The organism is Mycetohabitans sp. B46, assembly GCF_037389205.1.
Taxonomy (GTDB): domain Bacteria; phylum Pseudomonadota; class Gammaproteobacteria; order Burkholderiales; family Burkholderiaceae; genus Mycetohabitans.
This window is the reverse complement of the sequence record NZ_JADBGL010000001.1, coordinates 226614-253116: the sequence shown is the minus strand read 5'-3', so window position 1 is coordinate 253116 and position 26503 is coordinate 226614. Positions and strand designations below refer to the sequence as shown.

The following is a 26503-nucleotide window of genomic DNA, read 5'->3' as shown; positions in this document are numbered from 1 at the left end:
CTTTCCGGCTGATGATTTTATAGGGGTCAACTATGGTAACCAAAACATTATAGATCAGGCGAGTTGCGCATGGTGCAACGCGCAAACGCAGGTTCGGCCAGCGCGATACAACGCGTGCGGGTAACGAAAAAGCCGCCCAGCGGCGGGCGGCTTTGCTAACGCGGATCGGCGCCGCGCTCAGGGTGCCGGTTGCTCGGGAACAGGCACATACTTGATCGCCTCATGCTGGTGACCTTGCAGCCGGTCCTTGTATCGCAATACCTGACGGTCGAGTTTGTCGATCAGCATGTCGATCGCCGCGTACAGATCGCCATTCGCGCTCTCGACAAAGATGTCCTTGCCCTTTAGGTGCAGGTTGACCTCCACCCTTTGCCGTTTTTCCTTTTCCTTGTGATTGTCCACGGCCAGTAGCACAGTGCCATCAATCACCTGGTCAAAATGCCTGAGCACTCGTTCAAGCTTCGCGACCACATATTCGCGCAGGGCGGGCGTGACTTCCAGGTGATGTCCACTGATCTTCAGGTTCATAGCTGCCTCTCCGTGCTCAATAGCCGCTGGCGCAAAGGCATGATCCGGCGCCGCTCGAGCCTCGTCCCGCTTGTGACGTGCCCCCGTCGTGACAAAAAGGCGTGGCGGGTCGATATCGGCCGGCTCCTGACCCTAGCTTATCTAAGCGCCGCGGCCGGTAAACGCCCACCGCAACATGCAGTAGGCTATAACGACTTACGCATGCTAACAGCTGGGATCTTCAGCGCTTCGCGATATTTCGCCACAGTTCGGCGTGCGACCACGAAGCCCTGTTCGGCCAGCAGTTCAGCGATGCGGCTATCTGAAAGAGGTGATTTTGGGTCTTCGGCTCCTATCAGTTGCTTGATAAGCGCGCGGATCGCGGTCGATGACGCGGCGCCCCCCGTGTCGGTCGACACATGTGAGCCAAAGAAGTACTTGAACTCAAGCGTCCCAAAGGGCGTCAGCATGTACTTCCCAGTCGTGACCCGCGATACAGTCGACTCATGCAGGCCTAGCGTATCAGCAATTTCTCGTAAAACCAAGGGGCGCATCGCGATCTCGCCATGCGCAAAAAAATTGCGCTGACGCTCGACGATCGCTTGTGCGACGCGCAAAATTGTGTCGAATCGTTGCTGGATGTTCTTGATCAGCCAGCGCGCTTCCTGCAGTTGCTGGCGCAACGAACCGCTGCTTGGGTCGCCTCGGTTGCTGCGCAGGATGTTAGCGTATAAGTGGTTGACCCGCAGCCGCGGCACAACTTCGGGGTTCAATTCCGCTTGCCACCCCTGCGAGGTTTTCTTCACGATGATGTCTGGCATCACGTAGTCGGCCTCGGCCTTGCCGTACGCGGCGCCGGGGAACGGCTCGAGCGAGCGGATCAGCGCGTGCGCGTCGCGCAGCGCGTCGTCGCTGGCCTTCAGATGCTTGCGCAGACGCGTGAAGTCGCGCGCCGCCAACAACTCCAGATAGTTCGACACGATTTCCAGCGCCAGCGTGCGCGTGGCGCTCGGCTCCAGCCGCAGCAATTGCAGCTTCAGGCACTCGGACGCCGAGCGCGCCCCGACTCCCGCCGGATCGAAGCTGTGCAGCAGCGCGAGCGCCGCGTTCAGCTCATCGGCGTCGACCTCAAGCTCGGCCGGCAAATCGGCGAGGATTTCGTCGCAACTCGCGCTCAGGTAGCCATCGTCGTCCAGCGACTCGATCAGAAACGTGACCAGCGCGCGGTCGCGCGGGCTAGCCTGGGTCAGGCGCAACTGCGTGCCCAAATGCTCACGCAGGCTGACCGTGGATTCGTGCAGCTGCAGCGGCGGCATGTCATCCTCGTCGGAGGCGCCACCGGGACGCACATAGTCGTCCAGGTTCCACGCCGCCGTGTCGGTGCCGCTGTCGCTGCTCATGCCGTTGTATTCGTCGACGGCGGCCGGCTCCGCGCTTTGCGCACGCTCGCCGTTCACGCCGCTGGCGCCGCCGGACACCGGGGCTGGCGCCTCGGCCATGCCAATGGGCAGCGCGCTGCTTTGCGACGGCACCAGTGAGCCGTCCGCGGCGACCCGCAACGGGCTCGCGATCCAGTCGTTCTCGTTTTCCAGCAAGGGATTCTGCGCGATCGCCGTGGCGACCTCCTGCTGCAATTCGAGCGTCGACAGCTGTAGTAGCCGGATCGACTGCTGCAACTGCGGAGTCAGCGCCAGATGCTGTGATAGACGGAGTTGGAGGCTTGCTTTCATGGCAAATTGCTTTTCATTGTAGCCAGTTTGCCACGTTGGCGGAACCTTGAGGGAACACGTTGGCCCGTTTTGTGCATGGGTGGACGAGTCGGCACGCGGGAGCCCACCGCTGGTGCAGTGGCGTCGCCAGCTCGGCGCTGGCTGGGGCGGGAGCCCGCCCCAGCGAAGGCATTACATACGAAAATGTTCGCCCAGGTACACGCGGCGCACGCTCTCGTTCGCGATGATTTCCTTGGGCGCGCCGGCCGCGAGCACGCTGCCATCGCTAATGATGTACGCGTGGTCGCAGATGCCGAGTGTCTCGCGCACGTTATGATCCGTGATCAACACGCCGATGCCGCGCTCCTTCAAAAAGCGCACGATCTTCTGGATTTCCAGCACGGCGATTGGGTCCACGCCGGCAAACGGCTCGTCCAGCAAGATAAAGCTGGGGCGGGTGGCAAGCGCGCGCGCGATTTCGACACGGCGCCGCTCACCGCCGGACAGCGACATCGCCGGATTGTCGCGCAGGTGCGCGATCTGCAGTTCCTCGAGCAACGCGTCGGCACGCGCCGATACCGCTTGTTTGGACAGCGGCTTGCCGCGCTCGTCCAGTTGCAGCTCCAGCACCGCGCGGATGTTCTCGTTGACGGACAGCTTGCGAAATACCGACGCCTCCTGTGGCAGATAGGACAACCCCATCCGGGCGCGCTTGTGGATCGGCAGCAGGCTGATCGACGTGTCGTCGAGCATAATCTCGCCGGCATCGAGCGGCACCAGTCCGACGATCATGTAGAACGAGGTCGTCTTGCCGGCGCCGTTCGGACCGAGCAGCCCGACGACTTCGCCGCTTTTCACGTCGAGCGACACGTCCTTGACGACGGTGCGCGCGCCGTAACGCTTGCGCAAATTGCGCACCGACAGCGTGCTGGTCGCAGCCGGGGCGGACACGGGCAAAGCCGATGCGCTCATGGCTGCGACGTTCCTTGCAGCGTCGTGGAGGGGGACAGCGTCACGTCGCTGGCCGGTTGGGGCAGCGCGCCGCCCCCCGTGCTGGGCGTGAGCATCGCGCGCACGCGGCCGCTCGGATTGCCCGGTCCCGCAACATCCTTGCCCGACTGCGCGGTGTAAAAGTCCTTCTGGCCATCGTAGGTGATCACACTGCCGCGCACTTCATCGACGAGCTTGGATAACCCCTGCAGGCGCCGCACGACGGCGCGCGTGGTCAACGTCGTCAGGTCCTGTTTGCCGTTGTAGTCGATGCGCACCGCGTTGCCTTCGATGTATTCGTTCATGCCGTCGCGCTTCTGCCGGAAATACGATGGCGTGTTGCCGTTGCTGGTGCCGGTGGCGTGCTGGTAGCCTTGCGGATCTTGCTTGACCTCTACGCGGTCCGCACGGATCAGGATCGTGCCCTTGGTTGCGACGACGTGGCCGGTGAAGACCGTCAGCTGCTTCAGGTCGTCGTACGTCATGTTGTCCGCTTCGATGTTGAGCGGCTTGTCGCGATCCGCGCGCTCGGCGTGCGCGACGGGCAGTGACAGCGCAAGCGGCAGCGCGACGGCCAGCGTCGACACGATCCGCCCGCCCGCTGTGCGGGCACGGCTTGCCCCGGCGCAGCGCTTTGGATGCAGCGTGCGCGCAGACACGGGGCGGTCATACATTGGGTTCATGCGCGTTGTGCGAGAAAGAGGTACCCGTCATTGACCGAACGGTCCGCCTGCCGCCGTGTCGGACGCGGCAATGATGCCGCGTACCTGGCCGAGCAGACGCATTTCACGGGTCACGTTATTGTAGATCATCCCATTGGCCGTCATCTGGGACAGGCCGCGCAGCAGTTTAACCGGCTTTTCGGTTTGGATGATGTCGTCGTTGGTCAGCACGCGGAAGTGCTCGGAGTCGGCTTGCATCCGCGGATCGGCCGGACCTGCGTCGCGCACAATGCGCGCGTCATCGTACAGGTCCACGATCGAGCCGTCCGCATTAATGACAGCACGCTTGCCGGTGGCGGTGACGACCGGCTGGCTCGGCGCGAACACACGGATTGCCGGCAGCGTCGCATGCGTCGCCGCATCGTCCTCGTAGTGGACCATCGACGCAGCCGCGATCCGGTACTGCGTCACGCCACTTTCGTCCAGCATTGAAATCGAGAAGTGGTCGGCGAAATAGTCCGGCGTATGCGCCTTGTCCGCCGATCTCCCCTGCGACGGGCGCGGTAGCGTATTCTGCAGCAGCCAGTACGTGCCGGCGGCGAGCACCGCCATGATCACGAGCGGCAACCAGGCGGACACGCGCATCTCGCGCATCGCTTAGCCTGCGCACGCCGCCGCGAGCAGGCCGTCATACCGGCCCTGCGCGCGCAGCAGTGTATCGATGACCTCGCGAGCGGCGCCGTGACCGCCGCGTGCGGTGGCGATCCAGTGCGCGCGACTGCGTACCTCACAGTGCGCGCTCGCCGGTGCGGCGGCGAAGCCCACGCGCAGCATGACCGCCAGATCGGGCCAGTCGTCGCCCATATACCCGCATTCATCCGCGGTGACGCCGGCGGCATTCAGCAGCTTGTCGAACGCGACAAGCTTGTCGCTGATCCCCTGGTATAAATATGATACGTGGATCTCGCGCGCGCGCAATTCGACGATCCTTGAATTGCGCGCGGTGATGATCGCGGTCGCGATGCCGGCCTGCTCGAGCAGCTTCAACCCATGGCCGTCCATCGAGTTGAAGCCCTTCATTGCATCGCCATCCGGCGTGAAGTACAACGTGCCGTCGGTTAGCACGCCATCCACGTCGAAGATCATCAGCTTGACGCGCGCGGCACGTTCGATTGCGGTCAGGGCCATGGTCGGATCAGATGACTTTGGCAGAAAAAAGGTCGTGTGTGTTCAGCGCGCCGATCAGCATGCCATCGGCGTCGACGACCAACATCTGGCTGATGCGGAATCGCTCCATCAGTGCCACGGCCTCGACCGCTAGCTGTGCGGCACTGATCGTGCGTGGCTTGTGTGTCATCACGTCGGTGATCGGCAGGCCCAGGATGTCGCCGTTGTGCTCCAGCACGCGGCGCAAATCACCATCGGTGAAGATGCCCTCCACGCGCGAATTCCCGTCCACGATCGCGGTCATGCCTAGCCGTTTCGCGGTGATCTCAAACAACGCGTCTCGCACCGTCGCGCGCAGTGTCACGCGCGGCACCTCGTCGCCGGTGCGCATCACATCGCGCACATAGGTCAGCAGGCGCCGGCCCAATGTACCACCCGGATGCGAGCGCGCAAAATCGTCGGCGGAAAAGCCGCGCGCGTCGAGCACCGCCACCGCCAGTGCGTCGCCCAGCGCGAGCGCGGCTGTGGTGCTGGCCGTGGGCGCGAGATTCAACGGGCACGCCTCCTTCTGCACGCGCGCATTCAAGTGCACGTCGGCCAGCTTGGCCAGGCTCGATTCCGGCCGGCCGGTCACCGCGATCAATTTTGCGCCGAGTCGCTTAATTAGCGGCAGGATCTCAATCAATTCCTCCGATTCGCCGGAGTTGGACAAACCGATGAACACGTCGTCGGCGGTGACCATGCCTAGGTCGCCGTGGCTCGCCTCGGCCGGATGGACAAAGAACGCGGGTGTGCCGGTGCTCGCCAGCGTGGCCGCCAGCTTGCGCGCAATATGGCCTGACTTGCCGATGCCTGAGACCACCACGCGCCCCTTGCAGGCCAGCAACATGTCCACCGCGACAACAAACTCGCCGTCCAGGCGCGTACTTAGGCCCCGGATGGCCTCTGCCTCGATGTCGAGCACGTGCTGCGCCAACTGCAATGCCCGGGCGCCATTGATTTTCGCTATCATGCGCGGAGTATAGCAAACGCGCCTTTAGCTCGCGGCGTACCCGGCGGCGCGGCGCCCAAAGCGTTGAGGGCGCTGCCGTGTGTGCGCCGGCCGCTACCGCCCGGCTTTGCGTACGTCGATGCTGACCACTGAAAGGACCGACGCAAGGGCCCGCATGACATCGCCGCTTCAACTCACGCTTTTTCTATTGCTGGCCGCGGTGGCCGGGGTCGTGATCTTTCGCATGCTGAACCTGCCGCCCATGCTCGGCTACTTGAGCGTGGGCATGCTCGTCGGCCCTCATGCGCTGGGCATGGTGAGCGATTCGGCGCGGGTACAGTACCTAGCTGAATTCGGCGTAGTGTTCCTGATGTTCTCGATTGGGCTGGAGTTCTCGATCGCCAAGCTGCGCTCGATGCGCACGATCGTGTTCGGGCTGGGCTTGTCGCAGGTATTGGCCACCATTGCGTTGGCCGTGCTCGCCGGCCTGGCCACGCGCGCCTGGCTGCACATCAGTTGGCAGGCGAGCGTCGCGCTCGGCGGCACACTGGCGATGTCCTCGACTGCGATCGTCAGCAAACTGCTCGCCGAACGGCTCGAGCTTGAGTCCGCGCACGGGCGCAACATCTTCGGCATCCTATTGTTCCAGGACCTGGCCGTGGTGCCGCTGCTGCTCGTGATCGGCGCGCTCGGGGCTGATCCAAAGAGATTGGCGATCGCGCTCGGCTTGGCTGCGATCAAGACCGCCGTGGTACTGACGATTTTGTTGCTGGTCGGACATCGGTTCATGACTCGCTGGTTCAACGTGGTGGTCCGGCGGCGCTCGCAGGAGCTGTTCATGCTGAACGTGTTGTTGATGACGCTGGGCGCCGCGTTCATCACTGAGACGTTCGGGTTGTCGCAGGTGCTCGGCGCGTTTATTGCCGGCATGCTGATTTCCGAGACGCCCTATCGACATCAGGTCGAGGAGGGCATCAAGCCGTTTCGCGACGTGCTGCTGGGCTTGTTTTTCATCACCACCGGCATGTTGTTCGACCCGCGGGTGCTATGGCAGCACCCGCTGATGGTGCTGTTGTTCTTGGTCGGTGCGCTGCTGCTGAAGGCGGCGCTGGTCACCGGCCTAGCTCGCCTGTTCGGCGCGATGCCCGGCGTGGCGATGCGCACCGGACTCGCGCTCGCGCAGGCCGGCGAGTTCGGTTTCGTGCTGCTGAACCTGATTCGCGAGCAACGCCTGATTTCGGACGAATTGATGCAAATGATCCTGGCGGCGATGTTGCTGTCGATGCTGGCGGCACCGTTCGTTATCCATGCGATGGACCGGATCGTGCTGCGCCTGTCCTCGACCGAATGGACAACGCAGTCACTGCAGATGACGCGCATCGTGACGCAGAGCATCAAGCAGCAGGGGCACGTGATCATCTGCGGCTATGGACGCAGCGGGCAGAACCTGGCGCGGATGCTCGAGCATGAGGGCCTGTCGTATGTCGCGCTGGATCTGGATCCAGACCGCGTGAGCGCCGCGGCAACGGCCGGCGAGCAGGTCGTGTTCGGCGACGCGGGGCGCCGGGAATCGCTGCTGGCCGCCGGTATCCATCGAGCGGCGGCGCTCGCGATCACCTATGCGAATACGTCTTCGGCGCTGAAGGTGCTGCATAATGTACATGAGCTGGAGCCAACCCTGCCGGTGATCGTGCGCACGGTGGACGACGCCGACCTGGACAGGTTACTGGCCGCGGGCGCGACCGAGGTGATCCCAGAAATTGTGGAAGGCAGCCTGATGCTCGCATCGCATACGCTGGTGCTGGTTGGCGTGCCGATGCGCCGCGTGCTGCGGCGCGTCGAGGCATTGCGCGACAAGCGCTACAGCCTGTTGCGCGGCTATTTCCACGGCGCGGACGACCTGAATGAGGACGGCATCGAGCAGGTGAGGCTACAATCGGTGTCGATCGACGAAAGTGCCGACGCAGTTGGCCAGAGCCTGGACAAGCTCGGGTTGTTCGAAATGGGTATCGAGGTCACCGCGATCCGCCGGCATGGTATACGGGGTGTCGAGCCCGATCGCGATACGAAACTGCGCGCGCGCGACATCGTCGTGCTGCGTGGCTTGCCCGACGCGCTCGCGCTGGCCGAGGAGCGGCTGCTGCGCGCGCGGCGTGGTGCGGCAACGCAGCCGACCTAGCACGGCACGCAGCCGAATGACGTCCGAATGAACCCGGCGCGGGTTTCACACCCGGCGCCCAATCCGCAAGGAAGACACCATGCAAGCGCGCGCTGCGCCGCCACCGGCGGTGCTGACTGACCCTGCCGCCTATATCCGCCAGCATATCCGTACTGTGCCCGACTGGCCGCAGCCTGGCGTGCAATTTCGCGATATCACGCCGCTGCTGCAGGACGCGAAATGCCTGCGAGTGCTGGTCGACCTGTTCGTGCAGCGCTATATCGACCAGCGGCTAGACTACATCGCAGGGCTGGATGCGCGGGGATTTATCGTCGGACCGATCCTCGCCTATGAGCTGAATGTGGGCTTCATTCCGATCCGCAAGAAAGGTAAACTGCCGTTCACGACCGTGTCAGCGTCCTACTCGCTCGAGTATGGGGAGGCGACGGTCGAAGTTCACGCGGATGCATGCCGCCCAGGTGAGCGCATCGTGCTCATCGACGACTTGATTGCCACGGGCGGCACGATGATGGCCGGGCGCGCGCTGCTGGAGCGGCTCGGCGCAGGCGTCGTCGAGTGCGCGGCGATCATCGATCTGCCCGAGCTGGGAGGCTCAACGCTGCTGCGCAATGCTGGGGCGCCGCTCTATACCGTGTGCACGTTTTGAGCCGCTGTGGCCATCATTGGCTGGAGCGAGGCGATGCCTGAATTGTCGCTGCTCGTCGCCACGTCCGTGGCGATCACCGTCGCGCCGGGTCTGGCCTGGACCACCTATCAGTACTCGCGCGGAACGTCTTGTAGAGGCGCGCGGCCTTCATCGCGCTGGCGCCCGGGTTGCCGCGTTGTGCAGTGGAAGACGCGGTAAAATCATCGGTTTTACGCGTAAAGGGCATCGGCGATGACTTGGGGCTGCATTGACGCCGCGCGCCGTTTCCGGCGCGACCAGCATCTGCGATTCGTGATCGGCGAGCAGCCGGTTGGCTGGATTCGTGCGGACGACGTGCGTTGGCTCACGCGCTGGCCGGACGTGTTCACCATCAGCGAGCGCTGCGTCGTGCTGGCCGATGCATTCGATACCGTCCAGGCGCGCAGCGCCGCACTGGGCTCGGTCATTGGTGCGCTGGCCGCGCACGGCCGGATTCGCGCATGGCGCAATGAGACCTATGCGATTCGCAATGCATTTGACGACCCGCCACTCGCATTCATTGAACGCGCAGCGTCGCGGTTCTTTGGCACGACGACATACGCCGTTCATCTGAACGGCGTGGTGGGGGGCTTCGACCGCGACGTGCCGCCGCTACGCCTCGGCGGCGGCGCTTCGCCGGTTGCGCCGCGCGGCGCGGACGGTGAGCCGTACTTCTGGATCGCGCGCCGCAGCGACACGAAGCCGACCGATCCCGGCATGCTCGACAACCTGGTTGGCGGCGGAATCGGCTGGGGGCTGCCGGTGTTTGACACGTTGGTGAAGGAAGCGTACGAAGAATCCGGCATCGACGCGTTGCTCGTGCGCATGGCCAGCGCGGGGCGCACGCTTCACATTTTGCAGGAAATTGATGAGGGTACGCAGGCCGAGCAACTGTTCGTCTACGATCTGCTGCTGCCCGATGATTTTGCGCCGCGCAGTATCGACGGGGAAGTTGCCGAGCACCAGCTGGTGTCGCGCACGCAATTGCTCGACGTGGTTCGCGCTGGTCGGATGACCGTCGATGCGAGCCTGGCGACGCTCGATTGCCTGTTGCGCCGTGGCTGGCTCGATTCCGCCGAATGCGGCGCTTTCGACATACTGCTGCAGGCGCCCGGCGATTGAACGCCGCTGCGTCGGCTGGCACCGGCAGACTTATCCAACCGTATTACCCGGTGACGAATTAAACAAGGGGTGATGGCATGGCCACCGAACACAGCTTCATTCTCAAACTCGCCTGCGCCGACCGGCCGGGCATCGTGCATGCGGTGTCCGGATTCCTGTTCGAGCGAGGCAGCAATATTCTGGATTCCGCACAGTTCGGCGACAGTCGCACCGGCGAGTTCTTCATGCGTGTGCATTTTCAGCAGGTGGGCGGTGATCCCGGCCTACACGCGCTGCGTGCCAGTTTCGCGACGCTGGCCGAGCAATTCGGCATGCGCTGGGAATTGCACGATGCGAACGTCAAGTCGCGCGTGATGATCATGGTGTCCAAGATCGGACATTGTCTGAATGACTTGTTGTTCCGTTACCGCACCGGTCAGCTTGCGATCGAGATCCCGGCGATCGTATCGAACCACCAGGACTTCTACCAACTCGCGGCGAGCTACAACATCCCGTTTCACTATTTACCGCTGGCCGACGGCACGCCGCGGGCCAAGGCGGCACAGGAATCCCGCGTTCTGGAGTTGGTCGAGCACCACGGCGTGGACCTCGTCGTGCTGGCGCGTTATATGCAAATTCTATCGGGCGAGCTGTGCGAGAAGCTGGCCGGCCGGGCCATCAATATCCATCATTCGTTTTTGCCCAGCTTTAAGGGAGCGAAACCGTACTACCAGGCGTTCGACCGCGGTGTGAAGCTGATCGGCGCCACCGCGCACTACGTGACCACGGATCTGGATGAAGGTCCGATCATTGAGCAGGAAGTCGAACGCGTCGACCATAGCATGACGCCCGACGAACTGACGGCCGTGGGCCGGGACGTCGAGTGCGTGACCCTTGCGCGGGCGGTGAAGTGGCACGTTGAGCACCGCATCGTGCTCAACGACACGAAGACCGTGGTATTTCGCTGACTCAGTGCATCGCCCACGGACACGCTTAGCACATCGGTGCTGGCGAGGCGCGGGCGCTGACGGGCGCAGGCGTTGGCCAAGGCATCGTGCACTGCGGGCGGGCGGCGCGGTGGCGTGTGCCGCGCGTGCTCAGATCAGCTTAGAGAGCACCAACTCACGCTTGATGTAAGCATAGAAGATCGGCGCCGCGATGACGCCAAGCAGCCCAAACGCCGCTTCCATCACCAGCATCGCGATCAATAGTTCCCACGCCTTGGCCTCGATCTCGCCGCCGACGATACGCGCGTTCAAAAAGTACTCGAGCTTGTGGATCACCACCAGGAACGCGAGTGACGAAATCGCGACGCCGATCCCGGAAGCCAGCGAGATCAGCACGATCACGGTGTTCGAGATCAGGTTGCCGACCACCGGCAACAGGCCAACCACGAACGTGAAGATCACCAGCGTCTTGGACAGCGGCAGCCGCGAATGAAACAGCGGCAGGGCGACAAGCAAGTAGAGGCCGGTGAAGAACGCATTGACCGCTGAAATCTTGATCTGCGCGAACACGATCCGCCGAAACGCGTCGGCGAAGCGCGATACCCGCGTGACCAGCGCCGCGGACAGCGGTGCGCGAGTCGCGTGATGCTGCGCGCCGACGGCCACGATCGCGCCGAGGATCATGCCGAGCAGCACGTGCGTGATGCCGCGCATCGCCGTCTTGCCCCCCTCCTGCAGCTGCGTCGCGTGCGAGTGCAGCAAGACAGTAATTTTTGATTCGATCTCAGCGGCGTTGCTCGGCAGATACGTCAACGCCCAAGCCGGAAGCCGCGCACGTTCCTGATCGAAAAATCGCATTACCTGCTCGAACAGCGCTTGCACGCTGGTGACGTGCTTTTCTAGATGCTGTGCGATGCCCAGCGAGATGCCGGTGAAGACGGCGACCACCGTGCAGGCGACGAACACGACCGCGAACCACCGCGCGCGCTGGCTGGACAGATGACGCTCCAGGCGCGGCGAGATTTGGTGCACGACCTGATAAACGAGTAGCCCTGCCAGCAGCGCGCCGAGCAGTTTCAGCTCGATGACTAGCACCATCGCGGCGACCATGAATAGGTAGCTGGCGATATCCACCGGCGCGAGCCGGGGCAACGACGCAGGGCCCGGTGGATTCACGTTGCGCGCCGGAAGCGGCTGCACTGGACGCGGCCCCTGCGCCGAGCCACGTCCGTCGTCGCCATCGCTCGGGCGCGCCGCTTCATATTCTGTTGCCATCCCCAATCCTCGTTACGACTATTTGTTCGCACGGGCGTTGGCGCAGCGTAGCGCATGCGTCAGGCCCGCGTCTGGCGTGCGCCGAGCAGGGGCGCTAGATACTTGCCGGTGAAGCTTGCCTTTGATTGTGCCACGTGTTCCGGCGTGCCCTGCGCGATGATTTGACCACCGCCGGCGCCCCCCTCCGGTCCGAGGTCGATGACCCAATCCGCCGTCTTGATCACGTCAAGATTATGCTCGATGATGACAACCGTATTGCCATGATCGCGCAATCGGTGAATGACTTCCAGCAGCAGCGCGATATCGTGGAAGTGCAAGCCCGTCGTCGGCTCATCCAGGATATAAAGCGTGCGACCGGTGTCGCGCTTGCTCAGTTCCAGTGAAAGCTTGATTCGTTGTGCTTCGCCGCCGGACAATGTGGTCGCGGACTGGCCCAGCCGGATGTAGCCGAGACCCACGTCGAGCAGCGTCTTGAGCTTGCGCGCCACCACCGGCACCGCGCGGAAAAACTCATACGCGTGTTCGACCGTCATGTCGAGCACTTCGCTGATGCTGCAGCCCTTGTACTGGATTTCGAGCGTCTCCCGGTTGTATCGCTTGCCGTGGCACACGTCGCATGGCACGTAGACATCGGGCAAAAAGTGCATCTCCACTTTCAGCACGCCGTCGCCCTGGCACGACTCGCAGCGTCCACCCTTGACGTTGAACGAAAATCGTCCTGGATCATAGCCGCGCTCCTTGGCCGCCGGCACGCCGGCGAATAACTCCCGGATCGGCGTAAACAGGCCGGTATAGGTGGCCGGGTTCGAGCGTGGCGTACGGCCAATCGGCGACTGATCGACGTTGATTACCTTGTCGAAATGCTCCAGTCCGTCGATGGCCTCGTGCGGGGCGGGCTCGGCCGCCGAGCCGTACAGATGGTGCGCGACCGCATGGTACAGCGTATCGTTGATTAATGTGGATTTGCCCGAGCCCGATACACCGGTCACGCAGGTGAGCAGGCCCACCGGCAGGTCCAGCGTCACGTGCTTCAGGTTGTTGCCGTAGGCCTGTACGATTTGCAGCCGGCGCTCGTCCGGTGCGCGCCGCTGCTGCGGCACCGCGATCTGTCGCGCGCCACAAAGATACTGGCCGGTGACCGAGGCGGCGTCGCTCTCGATTTGCTGCGGCGTGCCGCGTGCGACCACCATGCCGCCGTGCTCGCCGGCGCCCGGGCCCATGTCCACCACGTAATCGGCCATCCGGATCATGTCCTCGTCGTGCTCCACGACGATGACCGAGTTGCCTAGGTCGCGTAGGTGCTTCAATGTCCCGATCAACCGGTCGTTGTCGCGCTGATGCAGCCCGATCGACGGCTCGTCGAGCACATACATCACGCCGGTCAGGCCCGAGCCAATCTGCGACGCGAGGCGGATGCGCTGCGCCTCACCGCCGGACAGCGTGTCCGCGCTGCGCTCCAGCGACAGGTAATCGAGCCCGACGTTGTTCAGGAACCTTAGGCGCGCGACGATTTCTTTGACCACCTTGTCGGCGATTTCGCGCTTGGCGCCGTCCAGCTTCAGTGTCTGAAAGTAACCTAGCGCGTCGCGCAGCGGCCAGCCGCTCACCTCGAAGATTGCCCGCGCGTCGCTGTCGGGGCCGATCTTCACATGGCGTGCCTCACGCCGCAGCCGGGTGCCCTCGCATGCGGGGCACGCCTGGTTGTTCTGGTATTTGGCCAGTTCCTCGCGCACCGCCGCCGAATCGGTTTCCCGGTAGCGGCGCTCTAAATTGCGGATAATGCCTTCGAACGGATGCTCGCGTACCGACGCGCGGCCGCGCTCGTTCATGTACGAGAAGGGGATGAGCTGTTCGCCGGAACCGTACAGCACGGACTGGCGCACCGCCTCGGGCAGGTCCTCGAACGCTGTTTCGATGTCGAACTCGTAGAATGCCGCCAGGCTTTGCAGCATCTGAAAATAGAACTGGTTGCGCCGGTCCCAACCCTTCACTGCGCCGGCGGCCAGCGACAGCGACGGATGCGCGACCACCCGCTTCGGGTCGAAAAAGGTGATTTGCCCTAGGCCGTCGCATTCCGGGCAGGCACCCATTGGGTTGTTGAATGAGAACAGCCGCGGCTCAAGTTCCTGCAGTGAGTAGGAGCAGACCGGGCACGCGAACTTTGAGCTAAATAGATGCTCGGTGCTGCTGTCCATCTCCAGCGCGATCGCGCGACCGTCGGCGAGCCGCAGCGCGGTCTCAAATGACTCCGCGAGCCGCTGCTTCATGTCGGGGCGCACTTTGAGTCGGTCCACGACGACGTCGATCGTATGTTTGTCGTTCTTTTTCAGCTTGGGCAGCGCGTCGACGTCATAGATTTGCGCGGCGCCTTCGTGCGCAGTGCCGCCGCCGGAGCGCACGCGAAAGCGGATGAAGCCCTGCGCCTGCATCTGCTCGAACAGCTCGGCGTGCTCGCCCTTGCGGTTAACCACGACCGGCGCGAGAATCATCAGTTTCGTGTCCTCGGGCAGGGCCAGCGCGGCGTCGACCATCTGCGACACGCTTTGTGCCTGCAGGGCGATGCTGTGATCCGGGCAGTACGGCGTGCCCACCCGTGCGTACAATAGTCGCAGGTAATCGTGGATCTCGGTGACGGTGCCAACCGTGGAGCGCGGGTTGTGCGACGTTGCCTTTTGCTCGATCGAGATGGCCGGCGATAGACCCTCAATCAGGTCGACATCCGGCTTCTCCATCAACTGCAGGAATTGCCGCGCATACGCGGACAGGCTCTCGACGTAGCGTCGCTGCCCCTCTGCGTACAGCGTGTCGAAGGCGAGCGACGACTTGCCGGAACCCGACAACCCCGTGACCACGATCAGCTTGTGGCGCGGCAGATCAAGGTTGACGTTTTTTAGGTTGTGGGTGCGGGCCCCACGGATGCGGATCTCTTCCATTGAGCGATGGTGCCGGCTTCACTGGCGTTGCTGCCAAACCTGCTACTATAACGACTTTTCTTCACCGCCGTACCAGCGCCCAACGGGCAGGTCTGACACCCGGTCAGGGTGCATGAATGGACGGGAATTCATCTCGATGTCCACGTCGTCCGCTTCTTCTTCCCGAATGAGCGCGCCGGAGTTGCGCGCGACCGTCTCACTCGCATCAGTTTTCGCGTTGCGCATGCTCGGTTTGTTCATGATCATGCCGGTGTTCTCCGTCTACGCCCATACGATCCCGGGCGGCGACGACACGGTGCTCGTCGGTATCGCGCTGGGCGTCTACGGCGTGACGCAGGCGGCGCTGTATATTTTCTACGGATGGTTGTCCGACCGTATCGGGCGCAAGCCGGTGATCGTCGCCGGGTTGGTGATCTTCGCGCTCGGGGCCGCGGTGGCCGCGCTTGCCGACACTATCCACTGGATCATCGTCGGCCGCGCACTGCAAGGCGCGGGTGCGATTTCGTCGGCCGTGCTCGCGCTGATCGCCGATCTGACTCGCGAGCATCACCGCACGAAGGCGATGGCGATGGTCGGCGGCAGCATTGGCGTCTCGTTTGCGGTGGCCATTGTCGGCGCGCCGGTGCTGTATGCGGTGATCGGCATGAGTGGGCTGTTCGCGGCAATCGGCGTACTATCGGTGTTAGCGATTGCAGTGGTGCTGTGGATCGTGCCCGATCCAGCGTCACCGCCGGTCCACGTTAAGGCGCCGTTCGCTGAGGTGCTGCATCACCGCGAATTGTTGCGGATGAACTTCGGCGTGTTCGCACTACACGCGACGCAGACCGCGCTGTTCGTCGTCGTGCCGCGGATCCTGGTCGGCGCTGGGCTGCCGGTCGCGTCGCACTGGAAGGTCTATCTGCCGGTCATGGCACTGGCGTTCGTGCTGATGGTGCCGGCGATTATCGCGGCCGAGAAGCGGGGCCAGATGAAGGCCGTGATGCTCTTGGGCATCGTCGCTATTCTGATCGGCCAGCTTGCGCTGTCCCAGGTCGGCCATGCGATGATGGCGGTAGCCGCCATCCTGCTCGTTTACTTTACCGGGTTCAACGTGCTGGAAGCGTCGCAGCCGTCGATGGTATCGAAGCTCGCGCCGGGCACGCGCAAGGGCGCCGCGATGGGCGTCTATAACACGACGCAGGCGCTTGGGCTCGCGCTGGGTGGCGTAATGGGCGGCTGGCTGCTCAAGCTGCATGGCGAGGCGTCGGTATTCCTGGCCTGTTCCGTGCTGGTGTTGGCTTGGCTTATAATCGCGGCCCCAATGAGGGTGCCGTCGCCAGCGGGCAGCCGCGGCGCGCATTGACTGCGCATCCGACGCCTCGTGTAACGCGTATCGAATCAAACTGGAGAAAGGCATATGGCATCCGTCAACAAAGTGATCCTTGTCGGCAATCTCGGCGCCGACCCGGAAACGCGCTACCTGCCAAGCGGCGATGCGGTGACCAACATTCGTCTGGCAACGACGGACCGATACAAGGACAAGGCATCGGGCGAATTCAAGGAACTGACCGAATGGCACCGCGTGGTGTTCTTCGGCCGCTTGGCGGAGATCGCCGCCGAATACTTGAAGAAGGGCTCGCCGGTGTACGTCGAAGGGCGTATCCGCACCCGTAAATGGCAGGATCAGAGCGGCCAGGACCGTTACTCGACCGAAATCGTCGCGGATAGCATGCAGTTGCTGGGCGGCCGTGGCGGCTCAGGTGGTGGGGGTGGCGGCGGTGGCGATGACTTCGGCGGTGGCGCGTCGGGCGGGTATTCGCGGGGCGAAGGCGGCGGTGCTGGTGGCGGGCGCGCGTCGGGTGGCGCACGCCAGGGTGCGGGCGGCGGTGCGAGCCGGCCCAGCGCGCCTGCCGGCGGTGGCTTCGACGAGATGGACGATGATATTCCGTTCTGAAAATTAACTTTTTCCTGTGTAAATTCTGTGTAAACAAAAGCCTGCAATCATGAAGGTTGCAGGCTTTTTTCTTGGTTACCCTTTTTGCGCCGGGCCGCCTCGGCAAGCTCAGCCGAGTACCAGTCAAGCTGTAACAAGCGCGAAGAACGGTGTGGGGCATAAGAAGTGATCGAGACCATCCGCCAAAAACTTAAAGAAAAAGGCATCACCGTCTCGATTTCGCAGCCGTGCCGCTGGTTCGAGGTGCCGCGCCGCACGGTGTATTACCGATCGGTCAAGTTCGAGCCGAAGGTGCAAGCTTGTTTTGCTGAGCCGATCAAGGCATGGATTGAGGAATTGCCATCGTTCGCCTAACGGGCGATGGCGCATCTGCTGGGAGTCGACAAGCACCCCGTGCAGCGGATCTTTCGACTGATGAGTTAGCAGGTTGGGTGACATTGGCACAGTGATCGACTGCCATATCTGGGAACTGCTCAGCTGGCGTCTGTCACGCGACGGGTAAGGCCAGCACGGCGTCGAGCGCATTGATGTATGCACTGATCGTTGCAGCACGCTAGCCGCGTTAGCTACTTAACGGTGTGTATGCCCCTTTTTGATTTCTAACCCCGAACGGTATATGAACGCAAGGGAGCACTCTTGCAGCGGCATCCAGATGCAATCGTTGATCGTCGAAAAAGATATGGGGTTGTAAAAATTCAAGAACTAGTCGCTTTTCGACGCCGCCCAAGAAGAAAGCTTCATCGATCGATATGCCCCATGCTCGCATTGTAGTGATAACCCTTTCGTGCGATGGGGCATTTCGCGCGGTAACGATTGAGATTCTTAGCTTTTGCTTGTACTGAGGATCACTCGACAGCCGTTTTTGCTCAATTTTCTGGATGACAGAAAGCTTTTTTAGAAATGTAGCCAGTGGTCCTGGACTGTGCGGAACGTCGATAAGTTTTTGCTCGTACTGGTGAAACTCATCAAGTTGCCCATTAGCATGATAAATTGCCTCGGCCGCATCATCGGCAATCACGCCGTCGAAGTCGAATGCGATGCGCAGTTCACCAGAATCTGTGTCACCAGGAACGACGCCCGCCAAAACCTGTCCGGCTGGGTGCCCGGCGAGTATGGCTTGCTGTACATCGGCCTGGTTTGCCGACAGAAATAAGGCAATGTTGAGTGGAGCGATGTACCGTTGCGGAGCGCCGCCCTGCAAGAAAAGCGCGCGACTAATGTCTAGGTTGTATTTCTTAATCGAGTCCATGACCCTCATCCCGGTGTCCGGATCATTCCTTGACAACAGAATCACCTCTACCAACGGATCGTCGGGACTCAATTCGTTCAAGGACAGCAGGCGACGGATAAAGGCGAAAGCCACTCCAGGCTTGAGCAGCACGCGTTGCTTTTCCCGTTGGTATGCTCTATAAGCATCTTCGCCTTCCGTGCGAAAAACCTCGTCTGATTCAGTCAGGTCAAACAGTGCACTAGAGGCAAGTCCGATTACAAGACGACTAGTGAGTTCGTAAGGCATTGGCGGGTGGGTAAGGATGAGTTTAAAAGCAGCGATTGTGGCATCGTGAACGTGAGCATTGGCTCGAGCGGGGCGGAAATTGGCGGGGCATCGGCGGCGAGAAACAGATCAATGGTGGTCGCAAATCGGGACCAGCACGGTGGACGTTGCCGTGCCGGCGATGCATGGCAGCAATGTGCTGAGCCCCGTGGCCGCCAGTCCGAGTTTGCGTGAAGCAGCATAGAGAACGGATCGGCATGCTGTCATTGCACAATCGAATGGCGCAGCATGGATGAGCGGTGGCGTTGGCCGCGGACTCGCACTAAATTACAACATGCGCCCGCGCAGAATCGGGCGGCCGGGCCCACTATTCAGCATAGCGCCCGTTGATGGTTCGGGGGACAGCGTCGATGCTACTACATACGTTGAATCATATCGTGTCGGCCCGGGGCCGGCTGGCTGCAGTTATTGTGGAGAACAATAATGCGTGAGGCCTGGAGACTCGCACTTGCGTGCGGCGCGGGGATTGGAATGGGCATTGGGATAGCGGGCAGCCCGGCGCAAGCGGTCCAGTGGATGACCCTGTCGAGCGCGCGCGACCTGTCATATGAATTGGACGCCGACAGCGCACGCAAGGACCCGGACGGCTACCTCGCCTATTCGACACGGACCACGTGGCGGGACGCGGCGCAGCCGCCGGGCGCGATCGCCGCGGTGGCGGTATCGATCAGTCGCTATCAGATGAACTGCCAAGCCAAGCAATGGCGACTGGTCGAATCCAGCTACGAGAGTGCCGACGGATCGCCCGCCGGCGTCTACAAGCCGACAAGCGATGCCTGGATCGATATCGGGCCGGGCACCGTGATGGACAAGATTCACGCGAGGCTTTGCTGATGAGCCGGACGGGGCGATTTCCATTAGTATGGGCGCGCGGCCTGCGTGTCCATATAGTGTGGGCCCGAGCAGGAGCGCGCAACCCGTTTCGGAGGCAAGCATGACAACGACCCGTTTGTTCGCCACCGTGGCCACCTTGCTGGGCGTTGCCGGCTCCAGCCTCGTGTATGCTGGCACCGTGACCTTCAAGGCCGATCTTCAGCCATCGAGTGAGGTGCCGCCGAAGACAAGCCGGGGGCACGGCACGCTCGACGCGACGTATGATACGTCGTCGCGGATCCTGCAATGGACTGCCGCCTATGCCAACTTGTCCAGTCCGGTCAGTGCCGCGCACTTCCATGGGCCCGCACCGGTCGGCCAAAATGCCGGCGCCGATCGACAAGCATGCGCTGGCCAGCCCCATTCATGGGCATGCGACGCTGAACGACGACCAGGCGGGCCAATTGCTGGCCGGTAAATGGTACTTCAACGTCCATACCGCGCAGAATCCCGGCGGCGAGATTCGCGGACAAGTGCTGCGGACTAACTGACCCCGAGTCCATGCAGATTTTGCGGAAGTGCGCTAGAGTCGTTTGCCCATGCGTTGATGCTGCAACGCCGTTATGATGAAGCCGGCATGTAACGGGAGGCCGCGGTGAGTTGGCAACGCGTCGTCGTGTCGTGGGGACTGCGCCGGTATTTCCGGCCGTATACCGAACTGCCGGATATCAGCGTGAGCCGCGTGCGCGCGCAGGCCGACAAGCGTTGGTGGACGCCCAGGGCGCCGGCCGGATTCCGGCTGCGTGAGTGCTATGGCAGTGCGTGTGCGCCGCTCGCCGGCGAATGGCTCGAATCCGAGCCGCCGGTGCCAGACCGCGGGCGCCCGGTGGTCCTCTATCTGCATGGCGGCGGCTACTACTTCTGTTCGCCGCGCACGCATCGCACGATCACGTTCGAGCTGGCGGCACGGGCAAGGGCTGCGTTGTTCGCGCTGGACTACCGGCTCGCACCCGAACACCCGTTTCCGGCCGCGCTGCACGACGCGCTCGCGGCTTACCGCGCGTTGCTTGCGTGGCACGCGCCCGGCTCCATTGTGATCGCCGGCGATTCAGCGGGGGGCGGCCTCGCATTGGCCACGCTGGTTGCGCTGCGCGATGCGGGTGAGCCGTTGCCGGCCGGGGCCGTGCTGTTCTCGCCGTGGACCGATCTGGCCGCATCTGGCGCGTCGATCGTCTCTAATCATGGACAAGATCCGATGTTTGCCGGACCGGTGATTAGCCGCGCGGCGAAGCTGTACTTGGACGACGCATCGTCGACCCATCCGCTAGCCTCGCCGGTCTACGCAGATTTGCATGGGTTGCCGCCGCTGTTCATTCAGGTGGGTAGCACCGAGGTGCTGCTCGATGACTCGGTGCGCGTCGCGCACAATGCGCGCCAGGTCGGCGTGTCGACGCAGTGCCGGATATGGCCGGACATGCCGCACGTGTGGCAGATCTATGCGCCGTTTCTTCCTGAGGCGCGACGCGCGCTGCGGGAGGCAGCACAGTTCATAACGCGCGTTGCGACGTGACGCGATGCGACGCGCGTTGTTCTCATCATGGCGCATGCCGCGCAATCGCCTCATACGCGGCCCGCACTGCCGGCTCGCCATAGCGTCGCTCCAGCCGGCGCACTGTGAAATGCGCGTGGGCCATGTTCTGGAAATGCTCGATGAATGCCGCGTTGACCAGCGCGCCCAGCACCGCGCCGAGCGCCGGCACGGATTTGGCGGCGAGTTGCTCGCCGACCTGGACCGAAAAGCGCGCGGCGACGGCATTGATCAACCGGGCCAATGCAGAGGACGCCTGGGCAGCCATGCCATGTGCGAAGCCTTTGGCCGCGACGTCGGAGGAGGCCTTCGATACCGCTTGCGCCAGCGCGCCTCGAACGAAGAAGTAGCCCATCTCCGCGCGGCCTGGCCCAATTGCGGTGTGGCCCATGGCAAGCACCGACAAGCATTCGAGCTGCACGTCGAGTGTGGACAGATCCTCGCCCTCGCTCCGAGCGATGTCGCAGATCGAACGAAACATCAAGGTCGTCGTGACGGGCAGCTCGATCGGCAGGGCGACGAGCCCGAATGCGCCGCCGGCCGCACCCGTGGTGGCCACCGCGACCTTATGCAGCCAGTTGCGCGGCCGCGGGGCCGCAATCGCTTCGAGCGTGGCGGGTCGTGCTCCCGCATCGGCCATCATCGGATCGTATTCGGTGGACAGCGGCAACGCGCTGTCGCGGTGGCCCAGGCTGTGCAGCGCGGCGCGTAGGCAGCGGCGCAGCGCGATATGGGTCGCATCGAGCACTTTATCGTTGGCACCAGCCGGCAGGCGCGACAGCAATGCCTCGAACGGCGCGCCGAGCACGCTGGTCAGCTTGATCGCTAGGCCAGGGCGCTCCAACAGTTGCCTGGCGCGGTGCAACGCCTTCAGGTCGGCATCCCGCAGGGTCGCATTCGATGGGGCAGTGAGCGCATTTGACATCGCATTAAACTCCGGAACACAAAAAAACGATTCGAGGACAGCCGTGGCCGTCCGTGCGAATGCGTTAGAGCGTCTTTCCTTGCTATAATTTCAATCAATTGATAAGGCAATTATTGTATACGCAAAGATGCCATTCAACTCTTCCGCTCAACATTCGAGCGGGCAGGTACTGCCGTTTCGCGAATCGCTGCTTGCGATGCTGGGCCTGTCGTTTGTGACGATGCTTGTCGCGCTCGACCAGACCGTGGTGGGCACTGCGCTGCCCACCATCGTGGCAGACCTCAAAGACTTTGACCTGTACGCGTGGGTCGCTACCGTGTACTTGTTAGCGTCGGTGATTACCGTGCCGATTTTCGGGCGGTTGGGTGACTACTACGGCCGTAAGCCATTTGTCATTGCATCCATCATTCTGTTTACGGCGGCCTCGGCGCTGTGTGGGCTTGCGCACGACATGCTGTTTCTCGTGCTCGCGCGCGCCTTGCAGGGGGTGGGCGGTGGCATGCTAGTTGGCACGGCGTTCGCCTGTGTTCCGGATTTGTTCCCCGATGCGCACGTCCGGCTGCGCTGGCAAGTCATGATGAGTTCGGCGGTCGGCATCGCCAATGCGGTCGGCCCGTCGCTCGGTGGCGTCCTAACGCAGTATTGCGGATGGCGCTCGGTGTTCTACGTGAATCTGCCAATCGGATTATTGTCGCTGTGCTTTGTCTGGCGTTGCTTGCCGCATTTGCGGCAGGCGCAGCACCAGGGTCGGATGCGGCTGGATTGGCTTGGGGCGGTGTTGATCGCGGCCTCGCTATGTGGCTTGCAACTATTCGTCGAGTTGTTGCCTAAGCACGGGTTGACGTACCGCACTGGCGCGCTGCTCGTGGTCAGCGCGCTATGCGCGGTGGGACTATGGAAGTGGGAGCGGCGCGTAGCGCAGCCGATGCTGCCCATCGACATGTTCGGGCAGCGAAGCTTGTCCGTGCTCTTTGCGTTGTCGCTGTTGGTGGGCTTCTCGATGTTCTCGCTGCTGTTCTATGTACCGTTGCTGCTCCAGGGCGGTTTCGGCCTGTCGCCTCGCGATGCGGGTCTCGTCGTCACGCCGCTGGTGGTCTGCATCACGCTGGGCAGCATCCTGAACGGGCGCATCGTGACGCGGATCCGTCATCCCAATGCGCTGCTGCACGTTGGCTTTGCGCTGCTCGCATTGTCGTGCGCGGGCGTGGTGGTGTCCACGCGAGCGATGCCGCAGGCGTTGCTAATGGTGTTCATGGCGCTCGGCGGACTCGGGCTGGGCTTCGTGATGCCGAATCTGACAGTCTTCGCGCAGCAAAGCGCCGGTCGCGAGCATCTGGGGATTGCCACGGCGTTGCTGCAGTCATTGCGCATGATCGGCGGCATGCTCGGCACCGCAGTGACCGGAACATGGGTGTCCTATTGGTATGCGAGCGCAGTGCGCGATACGCTTGCGCGCAGCCATGCCGGCGCCTGGTTTGACGCGTTCGGCGATCCACAAGTGCTGATCGACCGGCGAGCCCAGCAGCAACTGATCCAGCAGGTCGGCGCGGCCGGGCACGATGGTGCTGTACTCCTGGAGGGCGTGCGCGAGGCATTGGTGGGAGCGATTCACCTAGGCATCGCGCTTGCCGCGCTTGTCGCGGTATGGGGGGTGTGGCACGCCCGGCGCGTGCCGCCCATCCAACTGGCGCGCTCCGCCAAGCATGAGCCGACAATGACGGAGTAGGCCGTGGAACTGCAAGAGCAAATCGCGATATTTCAACAATTTGGCCGGGCCTACCGGGCATTCATGAGCGCATTCGAATCGCGTGTCGGTTTGCCGTTGCCTCGCTGGCGGATCCTACTCGCACTCTACGACCACGCACGGCTTGTCGAGCAGAGCACGGGGGCGGCGAGCCGTGACGGTGCGTCGCACGGCGGACTGAGTCTGTCGCAAAAGCGGCTCGTGGAACGGCTCAGCATCGACCCGGGCGCGTTGACCCGGCAGTTGAAGCAACTCGAAAGCCTCGGCTGGATCGCTCGCAGTACGGACGAGCGGGACAACCGGTTGACCAATGTCGTGCTGACGGACGCGGGGCGTCAGGCAGTCGAGCACGGGCTGCCGCGCCGCAACGCGTTTCTTGCGAGTGCGCTCGGGGCACTGTCCGACGATGCGCTGCATGCGCTCGAGGAAGCGCTCAAGGACATCGAGCGTTGCGTGACGCATGGCAAGCCGCCAGTTCCGGCCGAGCGCGGCGACATGCCAGCCATCGAATGACTAGAAGAACGTCTCGATGACTTCGACCACGTTATACGCGTCATCGACCATCAGCAGGTTGCGCCACTTGTCGAATGTTAGGCACGGATGCGAAATATCGAACCCAATCATATCGCCGACGCGGATGTTCGACCCGGGCTTAATCCGCAGATAGGCATGCTGGTCCATCATCCCGGTGACTTCCCAGCCGTCCTCGGCGCTTACCTCGCGCGGCTGGCGCGTGCCGTCGGCCGGTCGGTAGTGGCGTGCCGGCACCGGCAGGCCGGCGTCAAACGCCGCGTCGCGCTTGCCGAGCGCGACGATCGCGCAGTCCGTCTCGGGCACTGATTGCACATACGCCCATAGCTGCAGCGCTGGCAGCAACCCCTCGCCCATGCGCCGGGCAATCGGGTTGCGCGCGAGGATCTGCGCCTGCGCTTTTTTGTAAAGGCCTGCGTCATGCGTCAAATAGCAACCGGGACGCAGTATCACTTCGACGTGTGCCGCGTCGCCCGCGTGGGAGAGTTCGTCGGCGACCACGTCGTACCATGCAGATCCGGCGCCGGAAAGTAATGCCGGCATGCGCGCGAAGCGACGCTGCGTCAGCAGTTCGCGCGCGAGCGTGACCGCTTCACGCAGCAGCGTGCGCACGGCGGATTCATCGGATAGTACGCCCTCATAGAGTCCGATGCCCGCTAACGCCAGGCTGGTGGGCCACCTTGCCAATGCGGCGAGCACCGCATCGCGCTGTGCAGCGTCGCGCACGCCAGTGCGTCCGCCCGCCACGCCAAGCTCTATCAGCACGTTCAGCGGACGGCGCGCATGCTGGAAAAACGCGCCGAGTTGGTCGACGCCCTCGGCCGAGTCGACTAGGCAGTAGAACTCGAAGTCCGGATCGGTCAGCAACTCGGCAATGATCGCCATGTTGCGCTTGCCCACCAACTGGTTGGCCATCAATACCCGGGCGACGCCGCCATGATAGGCGGCGCGCGTCTGATGGGCGGTGGCCAGCGTGATACCCCATGCGCCGCCGTCCAACTGCATGCGGAACAACTGTGGCGCCATCGTCGTCTTGCCGTGCGGCGCGAGCTTCACCTGATATTGATCGACGAATTGCTGCATCCAAGCGAGGTTGTGCCGGACGCGTTCACGGTACAGCACCGCCGCCGGCAAGCTGACGTCTTCGGCCAACAGGTTCCACGCCAGTCGCGCCGCGTCGCGCAGCGGCACACTCGCGCTTGACAGCACGCCCAATCCCTTGGACAACGGGTCGATCGTCGCTTGCAGATAATTTGTAACTTTCATCGGGATACGGGCTCCGTGGGTGGCGTTATCACGATCGGGGTGCTGGCAACGATAAGCCAAAAATACGGGGGTTGACCTGGATAGTGTACAAAAAGTACGATGAGAGCGACATGTTAATTAGTAACAAGCCATCGCGATGAGCCAAACCGAGCCGCCGGTATTCGATGTCGTTGCGCGGATCGCCCAGCGCCTGCCCGCGTTGCGCGACGCCGAGCGCAAGGTCGCGGCCCTGATTTTGGATGACCTGTGCGGCTCGACGCGGGCCAGCATCGGCGAGTTGGCCCGGCGCGCCGGCGTCAGCGTTGCGACGGTGACGCGCTTTGCGAGAGCTGTCGGCTGCCGCGACGTTCGCGAGTTGAAGTGGCGACTGGCCTCGGCCGGTGCCGTGGGCGAGCGCTTCTTATGCGAAAGGCGCGGTGGCGCGCACGGCTCGCTCGCGGCACGTATTTTTGACGAGATCCGCGCCACATTGGTGGCCAATGTCCCGTTGCTGGATGCTGCACCGGTGGCACAGGCGGTCGATGCGTTGCTGGCTGCGCGCATGATCTATGTGTTCGGCATGGGCGGCGGCTCCACCGTGCTCGCCGACGAGTTGCGCTTCAGGCTGGTGCGGCTAGGGCGGCCTGTTGCTACCTACCAGGATGCAGCGTTGCAGCGGATGGTGGCCAGCACGCTGTCGGCCGATACGGCGGTGGTGGCGCTGTCGGCGACGGGGCAATTGCCCGAGATCGTTGCCAGCTGCCAGATCGCGCGCGAGTATGGCGCCAGCGTGGTGGCGATCACCGCGCCCGCGTCGCCGCTGGCCGGTATGGCACAGACAGTGATACCGCTGATCGCGCAAGAAACCGATTTCATTTACAAGCCGTCGGCGTCGCGCTACGCGATGATGATGGCTTTGGACGTGCTCGTCACCGAGCTGGCCGTGCGGCAAAGCGATGTGAGCCGCGAACTATTGCGGCGTACTAAGTATGCGCTCGACATGCATCGCGGCGGTAGCGAGCGGCAACCTCTGGGAGACTGAAC

At 63.0% G+C, this 26503-nt stretch carries 25 protein-coding genes and 2 pseudogenes; 14 read left to right on the top strand and 13 right to left on the bottom strand.

Annotation, left to right across the window (positions count from 1 at the left end; genetic code table 11):
* Positions 1–177: 177 nt before the first annotated feature.
* From hpf to IHE30_RS01160, 7 genes are all read right to left on the bottom strand, one after another.
* Positions 178–528: a ribosome hibernation-promoting factor, HPF/YfiA family gene (gene hpf / locus IHE30_RS01190; RefSeq protein ID WP_337688154.1), complete on the bottom strand. Its 351-nt coding sequence runs from the start codon at positions 526–528 to the stop codon at positions 178–180.
* 185 nt (positions 529–713) lie between these two features.
* Positions 714–2237 carry an RNA polymerase factor sigma-54 gene (locus IHE30_RS01185; RefSeq protein WP_337688152.1) on the bottom strand — a complete coding sequence of 508 codons (1524 nt, stop codon included), beginning with the start codon at positions 2235–2237 and terminating at the stop codon, positions 714–716.
* A 171-nt stretch (positions 2238–2408) separates the two neighbouring features.
* On the bottom strand, positions 2409–3188 hold the full coding sequence (gene lptB / locus IHE30_RS01180) for an LPS export ABC transporter ATP-binding protein (protein WP_337688151.1): 780 nt from the start codon (positions 3186–3188) through the stop codon (positions 2409–2411).
* Positions 3185–3889 carry a lipopolysaccharide transport periplasmic protein LptA gene (lptA, locus tag IHE30_RS01175; protein ID WP_337688150.1) on the bottom strand — a complete coding sequence of 235 codons (705 nt, stop codon included), beginning with the start codon at positions 3887–3889 and terminating at the stop codon, positions 3185–3187. The genes lptB and lptA overlap by 4 nt, the downstream gene beginning before the upstream one ends.
* 27 nt (positions 3890–3916) lie before the next feature.
* On the bottom strand, positions 3917–4522 hold the full coding sequence (gene lptC, locus IHE30_RS01170) for an LPS export ABC transporter periplasmic protein LptC (protein ID WP_337688149.1): 606 nt from the start codon (positions 4520–4522) through the stop codon (positions 3917–3919).
* A gap of 3 nt (positions 4523–4525) precedes the next feature.
* Positions 4526–5056 carry a KdsC family phosphatase gene (locus tag IHE30_RS01165; RefSeq protein WP_337688147.1) on the bottom strand — a complete coding sequence of 177 codons (531 nt, stop codon included), beginning with the start codon at positions 5054–5056 and terminating at the stop codon, positions 4526–4528.
* Positions 5057–5063: 7 nt separating this feature from the next.
* Positions 5064–6047 carry a KpsF/GutQ family sugar-phosphate isomerase gene (locus IHE30_RS01160; protein WP_337688146.1) on the bottom strand — a complete coding sequence of 328 codons (984 nt, stop codon included), beginning with the start codon at positions 6045–6047 and terminating at the stop codon, positions 5064–5066.
* A 154-nt stretch (positions 6048–6201) separates the two neighbouring features.
* Between IHE30_RS01160 and IHE30_RS01155 the strand changes: the two genes are divergently transcribed.
* From IHE30_RS01155 to purU, 4 genes are all read left to right on the top strand, one after another.
* Positions 6202–8205 (top strand): cation:proton antiporter domain-containing protein, encoded by a 2004-nt coding sequence (locus IHE30_RS01155; RefSeq protein WP_337688143.1) that lies wholly within the window; start codon positions 6202–6204, stop codon positions 8203–8205.
* A gap of 79 nt (positions 8206–8284) precedes the next feature.
* Positions 8285–8851, top strand: coding sequence for an adenine phosphoribosyltransferase (locus IHE30_RS01150; protein WP_337688142.1), 567 nt, complete (start codon positions 8285–8287; stop codon positions 8849–8851).
* A gap of 231 nt (positions 8852–9082) precedes the next feature.
* Positions 9083–9991 carry an NUDIX hydrolase gene (locus IHE30_RS01145; protein WP_337688140.1) on the top strand — a complete coding sequence of 303 codons (909 nt, stop codon included), beginning with the start codon at positions 9083–9085 and terminating at the stop codon, positions 9989–9991.
* A gap of 77 nt (positions 9992–10068) precedes the next feature.
* Complete coding sequence (gene purU / locus IHE30_RS01140; protein ID WP_337688138.1) at positions 10069–10938, top strand: formyltetrahydrofolate deformylase; 870 nt, start codon at positions 10069–10071, stop codon at positions 10936–10938.
* A gap of 129 nt (positions 10939–11067) precedes the next feature.
* Here purU and IHE30_RS01135 read toward each other — a convergent pair whose 3' ends face one another.
* From IHE30_RS01135 to IHE30_RS01125, 3 genes are read right to left on the bottom strand one after another with little or no spacing between them, the layout of a single operon-like run.
* Positions 11068–12192 carry an AI-2E family transporter gene (locus tag IHE30_RS01135; RefSeq protein WP_443193564.1) on the bottom strand — a complete coding sequence of 375 codons (1125 nt, stop codon included), beginning with the start codon at positions 12190–12192 and terminating at the stop codon, positions 11068–11070.
* A gap of 59 nt (positions 12193–12251) precedes the next feature.
* Positions 12252–15125, bottom strand: coding sequence for an excinuclease ABC subunit UvrA (gene uvrA, locus IHE30_RS01130; protein WP_337688137.1), 2874 nt, complete (start codon positions 15123–15125; stop codon positions 12252–12254).
* Positions 15126–15170: 45 nt separating this feature from the next.
* Entirely contained in the window at positions 15171–15365 is a 195-nt protein-coding gene (locus IHE30_RS01125) for a hypothetical protein (protein WP_337688411.1), read from the bottom strand.
* Between IHE30_RS01125 and IHE30_RS01120 the strand changes: the two genes are divergently transcribed.
* From IHE30_RS01120 to IHE30_RS01110, 3 genes are all read left to right on the top strand, one after another.
* Positions 15292–16467 carry an MFS transporter gene (locus IHE30_RS01120; RefSeq protein ID WP_337688377.1) on the top strand — a complete coding sequence of 392 codons (1176 nt, stop codon included), beginning with the start codon at positions 15292–15294 and terminating at the stop codon, positions 16465–16467. The two genes, IHE30_RS01125 and IHE30_RS01120, sit on opposite strands and share 74 nt — an antisense overlap.
* A 54-nt stretch (positions 16468–16521) precedes the next feature.
* Positions 16522–17058, top strand: coding sequence for a single-stranded DNA-binding protein (locus IHE30_RS01115; RefSeq protein ID WP_337688135.1), 537 nt, complete (start codon positions 16522–16524; stop codon positions 17056–17058).
* Positions 17059–17223: 165 nt separating this feature from the next.
* Entirely contained in the window at positions 17224–17412 is a 189-nt protein-coding gene (locus tag IHE30_RS01110; protein WP_337688133.1) for a hypothetical protein, read from the top strand.
* A 208-nt stretch (positions 17413–17620) separates the two neighbouring features.
* On the opposite strand, the gene IHE30_RS01105 is transcribed toward IHE30_RS01110, so the two are convergent.
* Complete coding sequence (locus tag IHE30_RS01105; protein ID WP_337688131.1) at positions 17621–18574, bottom strand: 5'-nucleotidase; 954 nt, start codon at positions 18572–18574, stop codon at positions 17621–17623.
* Between the two features lie 30 nt (positions 18575–18604).
* On the opposite strand from IHE30_RS01105, the pseudogene IHE30_RS15025 reads away from it, so the two are divergent.
* The 4 genes and pseudogenes from IHE30_RS15025 to IHE30_RS01090 all read left to right on the top strand — a co-directional run.
* Positions 18605–18735: pseudogene (locus tag IHE30_RS15025) on the top strand (aldehyde dehydrogenase); the annotation flags it as partial.
* Between the two features lie 301 nt (positions 18736–19036).
* Positions 19037–19447 (top strand): surface-adhesin E family protein, encoded by a 411-nt coding sequence (locus IHE30_RS01100; RefSeq protein WP_337688128.1) that lies wholly within the window; start codon positions 19037–19039, stop codon positions 19445–19447.
* 100 nt (positions 19448–19547) lie between these two features.
* Positions 19548–19977, top strand: a pseudogene (locus tag IHE30_RS01095) (CHRD domain-containing protein).
* 104 nt (positions 19978–20081) lie between these two features.
* Positions 20082–20996 carry an alpha/beta hydrolase gene (locus tag IHE30_RS01090; protein ID WP_337688127.1) on the top strand — a complete coding sequence of 305 codons (915 nt, stop codon included), beginning with the start codon at positions 20082–20084 and terminating at the stop codon, positions 20994–20996.
* A 25-nt stretch (positions 20997–21021) separates the two neighbouring features.
* On the opposite strand, the gene IHE30_RS01085 is transcribed toward IHE30_RS01090, so the two are convergent.
* On the bottom strand, positions 21022–21939 hold the full coding sequence (locus IHE30_RS01085) for an EcsC family protein (RefSeq protein ID WP_337688125.1): 918 nt from the start codon (positions 21937–21939) through the stop codon (positions 21022–21024).
* 127 nt (positions 21940–22066) lie between these two features.
* On the opposite strand from IHE30_RS01085, the gene IHE30_RS01080 reads away from it, so the two are divergent.
* Together IHE30_RS01080 and IHE30_RS01075 are read left to right on the top strand one after the other, a co-directional pair.
* Positions 22067–23665 carry an MDR family MFS transporter gene (locus IHE30_RS01080; protein ID WP_337688124.1) on the top strand — a complete coding sequence of 533 codons (1599 nt, stop codon included), beginning with the start codon at positions 22067–22069 and terminating at the stop codon, positions 23663–23665.
* 3 nt (positions 23666–23668) lie between these two features.
* The gene (locus tag IHE30_RS01075; protein WP_337688122.1) at positions 23669–24196 is read left to right on the top strand and encodes a MarR family winged helix-turn-helix transcriptional regulator; all 528 of its coding nucleotides are present in this window, start codon (positions 23669–23671) and stop codon (positions 24194–24196) included.
* On the opposite strand, the gene IHE30_RS01070 is transcribed toward IHE30_RS01075, so the two are convergent.
* On the bottom strand, positions 24197–25480 hold the full coding sequence (locus tag IHE30_RS01070) for an amino acid deaminase (protein WP_337688120.1): 1284 nt from the start codon (positions 25478–25480) through the stop codon (positions 24197–24199).
* A 136-nt stretch (positions 25481–25616) separates the two neighbouring features.
* On the opposite strand from IHE30_RS01070, the gene IHE30_RS01065 reads away from it, so the two are divergent.
* The gene (locus tag IHE30_RS01065; RefSeq protein ID WP_337688119.1) at positions 25617–26501 is read left to right on the top strand and encodes a MurR/RpiR family transcriptional regulator; all 885 of its coding nucleotides are present in this window, start codon (positions 25617–25619) and stop codon (positions 26499–26501) included.
* Positions 26502–26503: the final 2 nt, after the last annotated feature.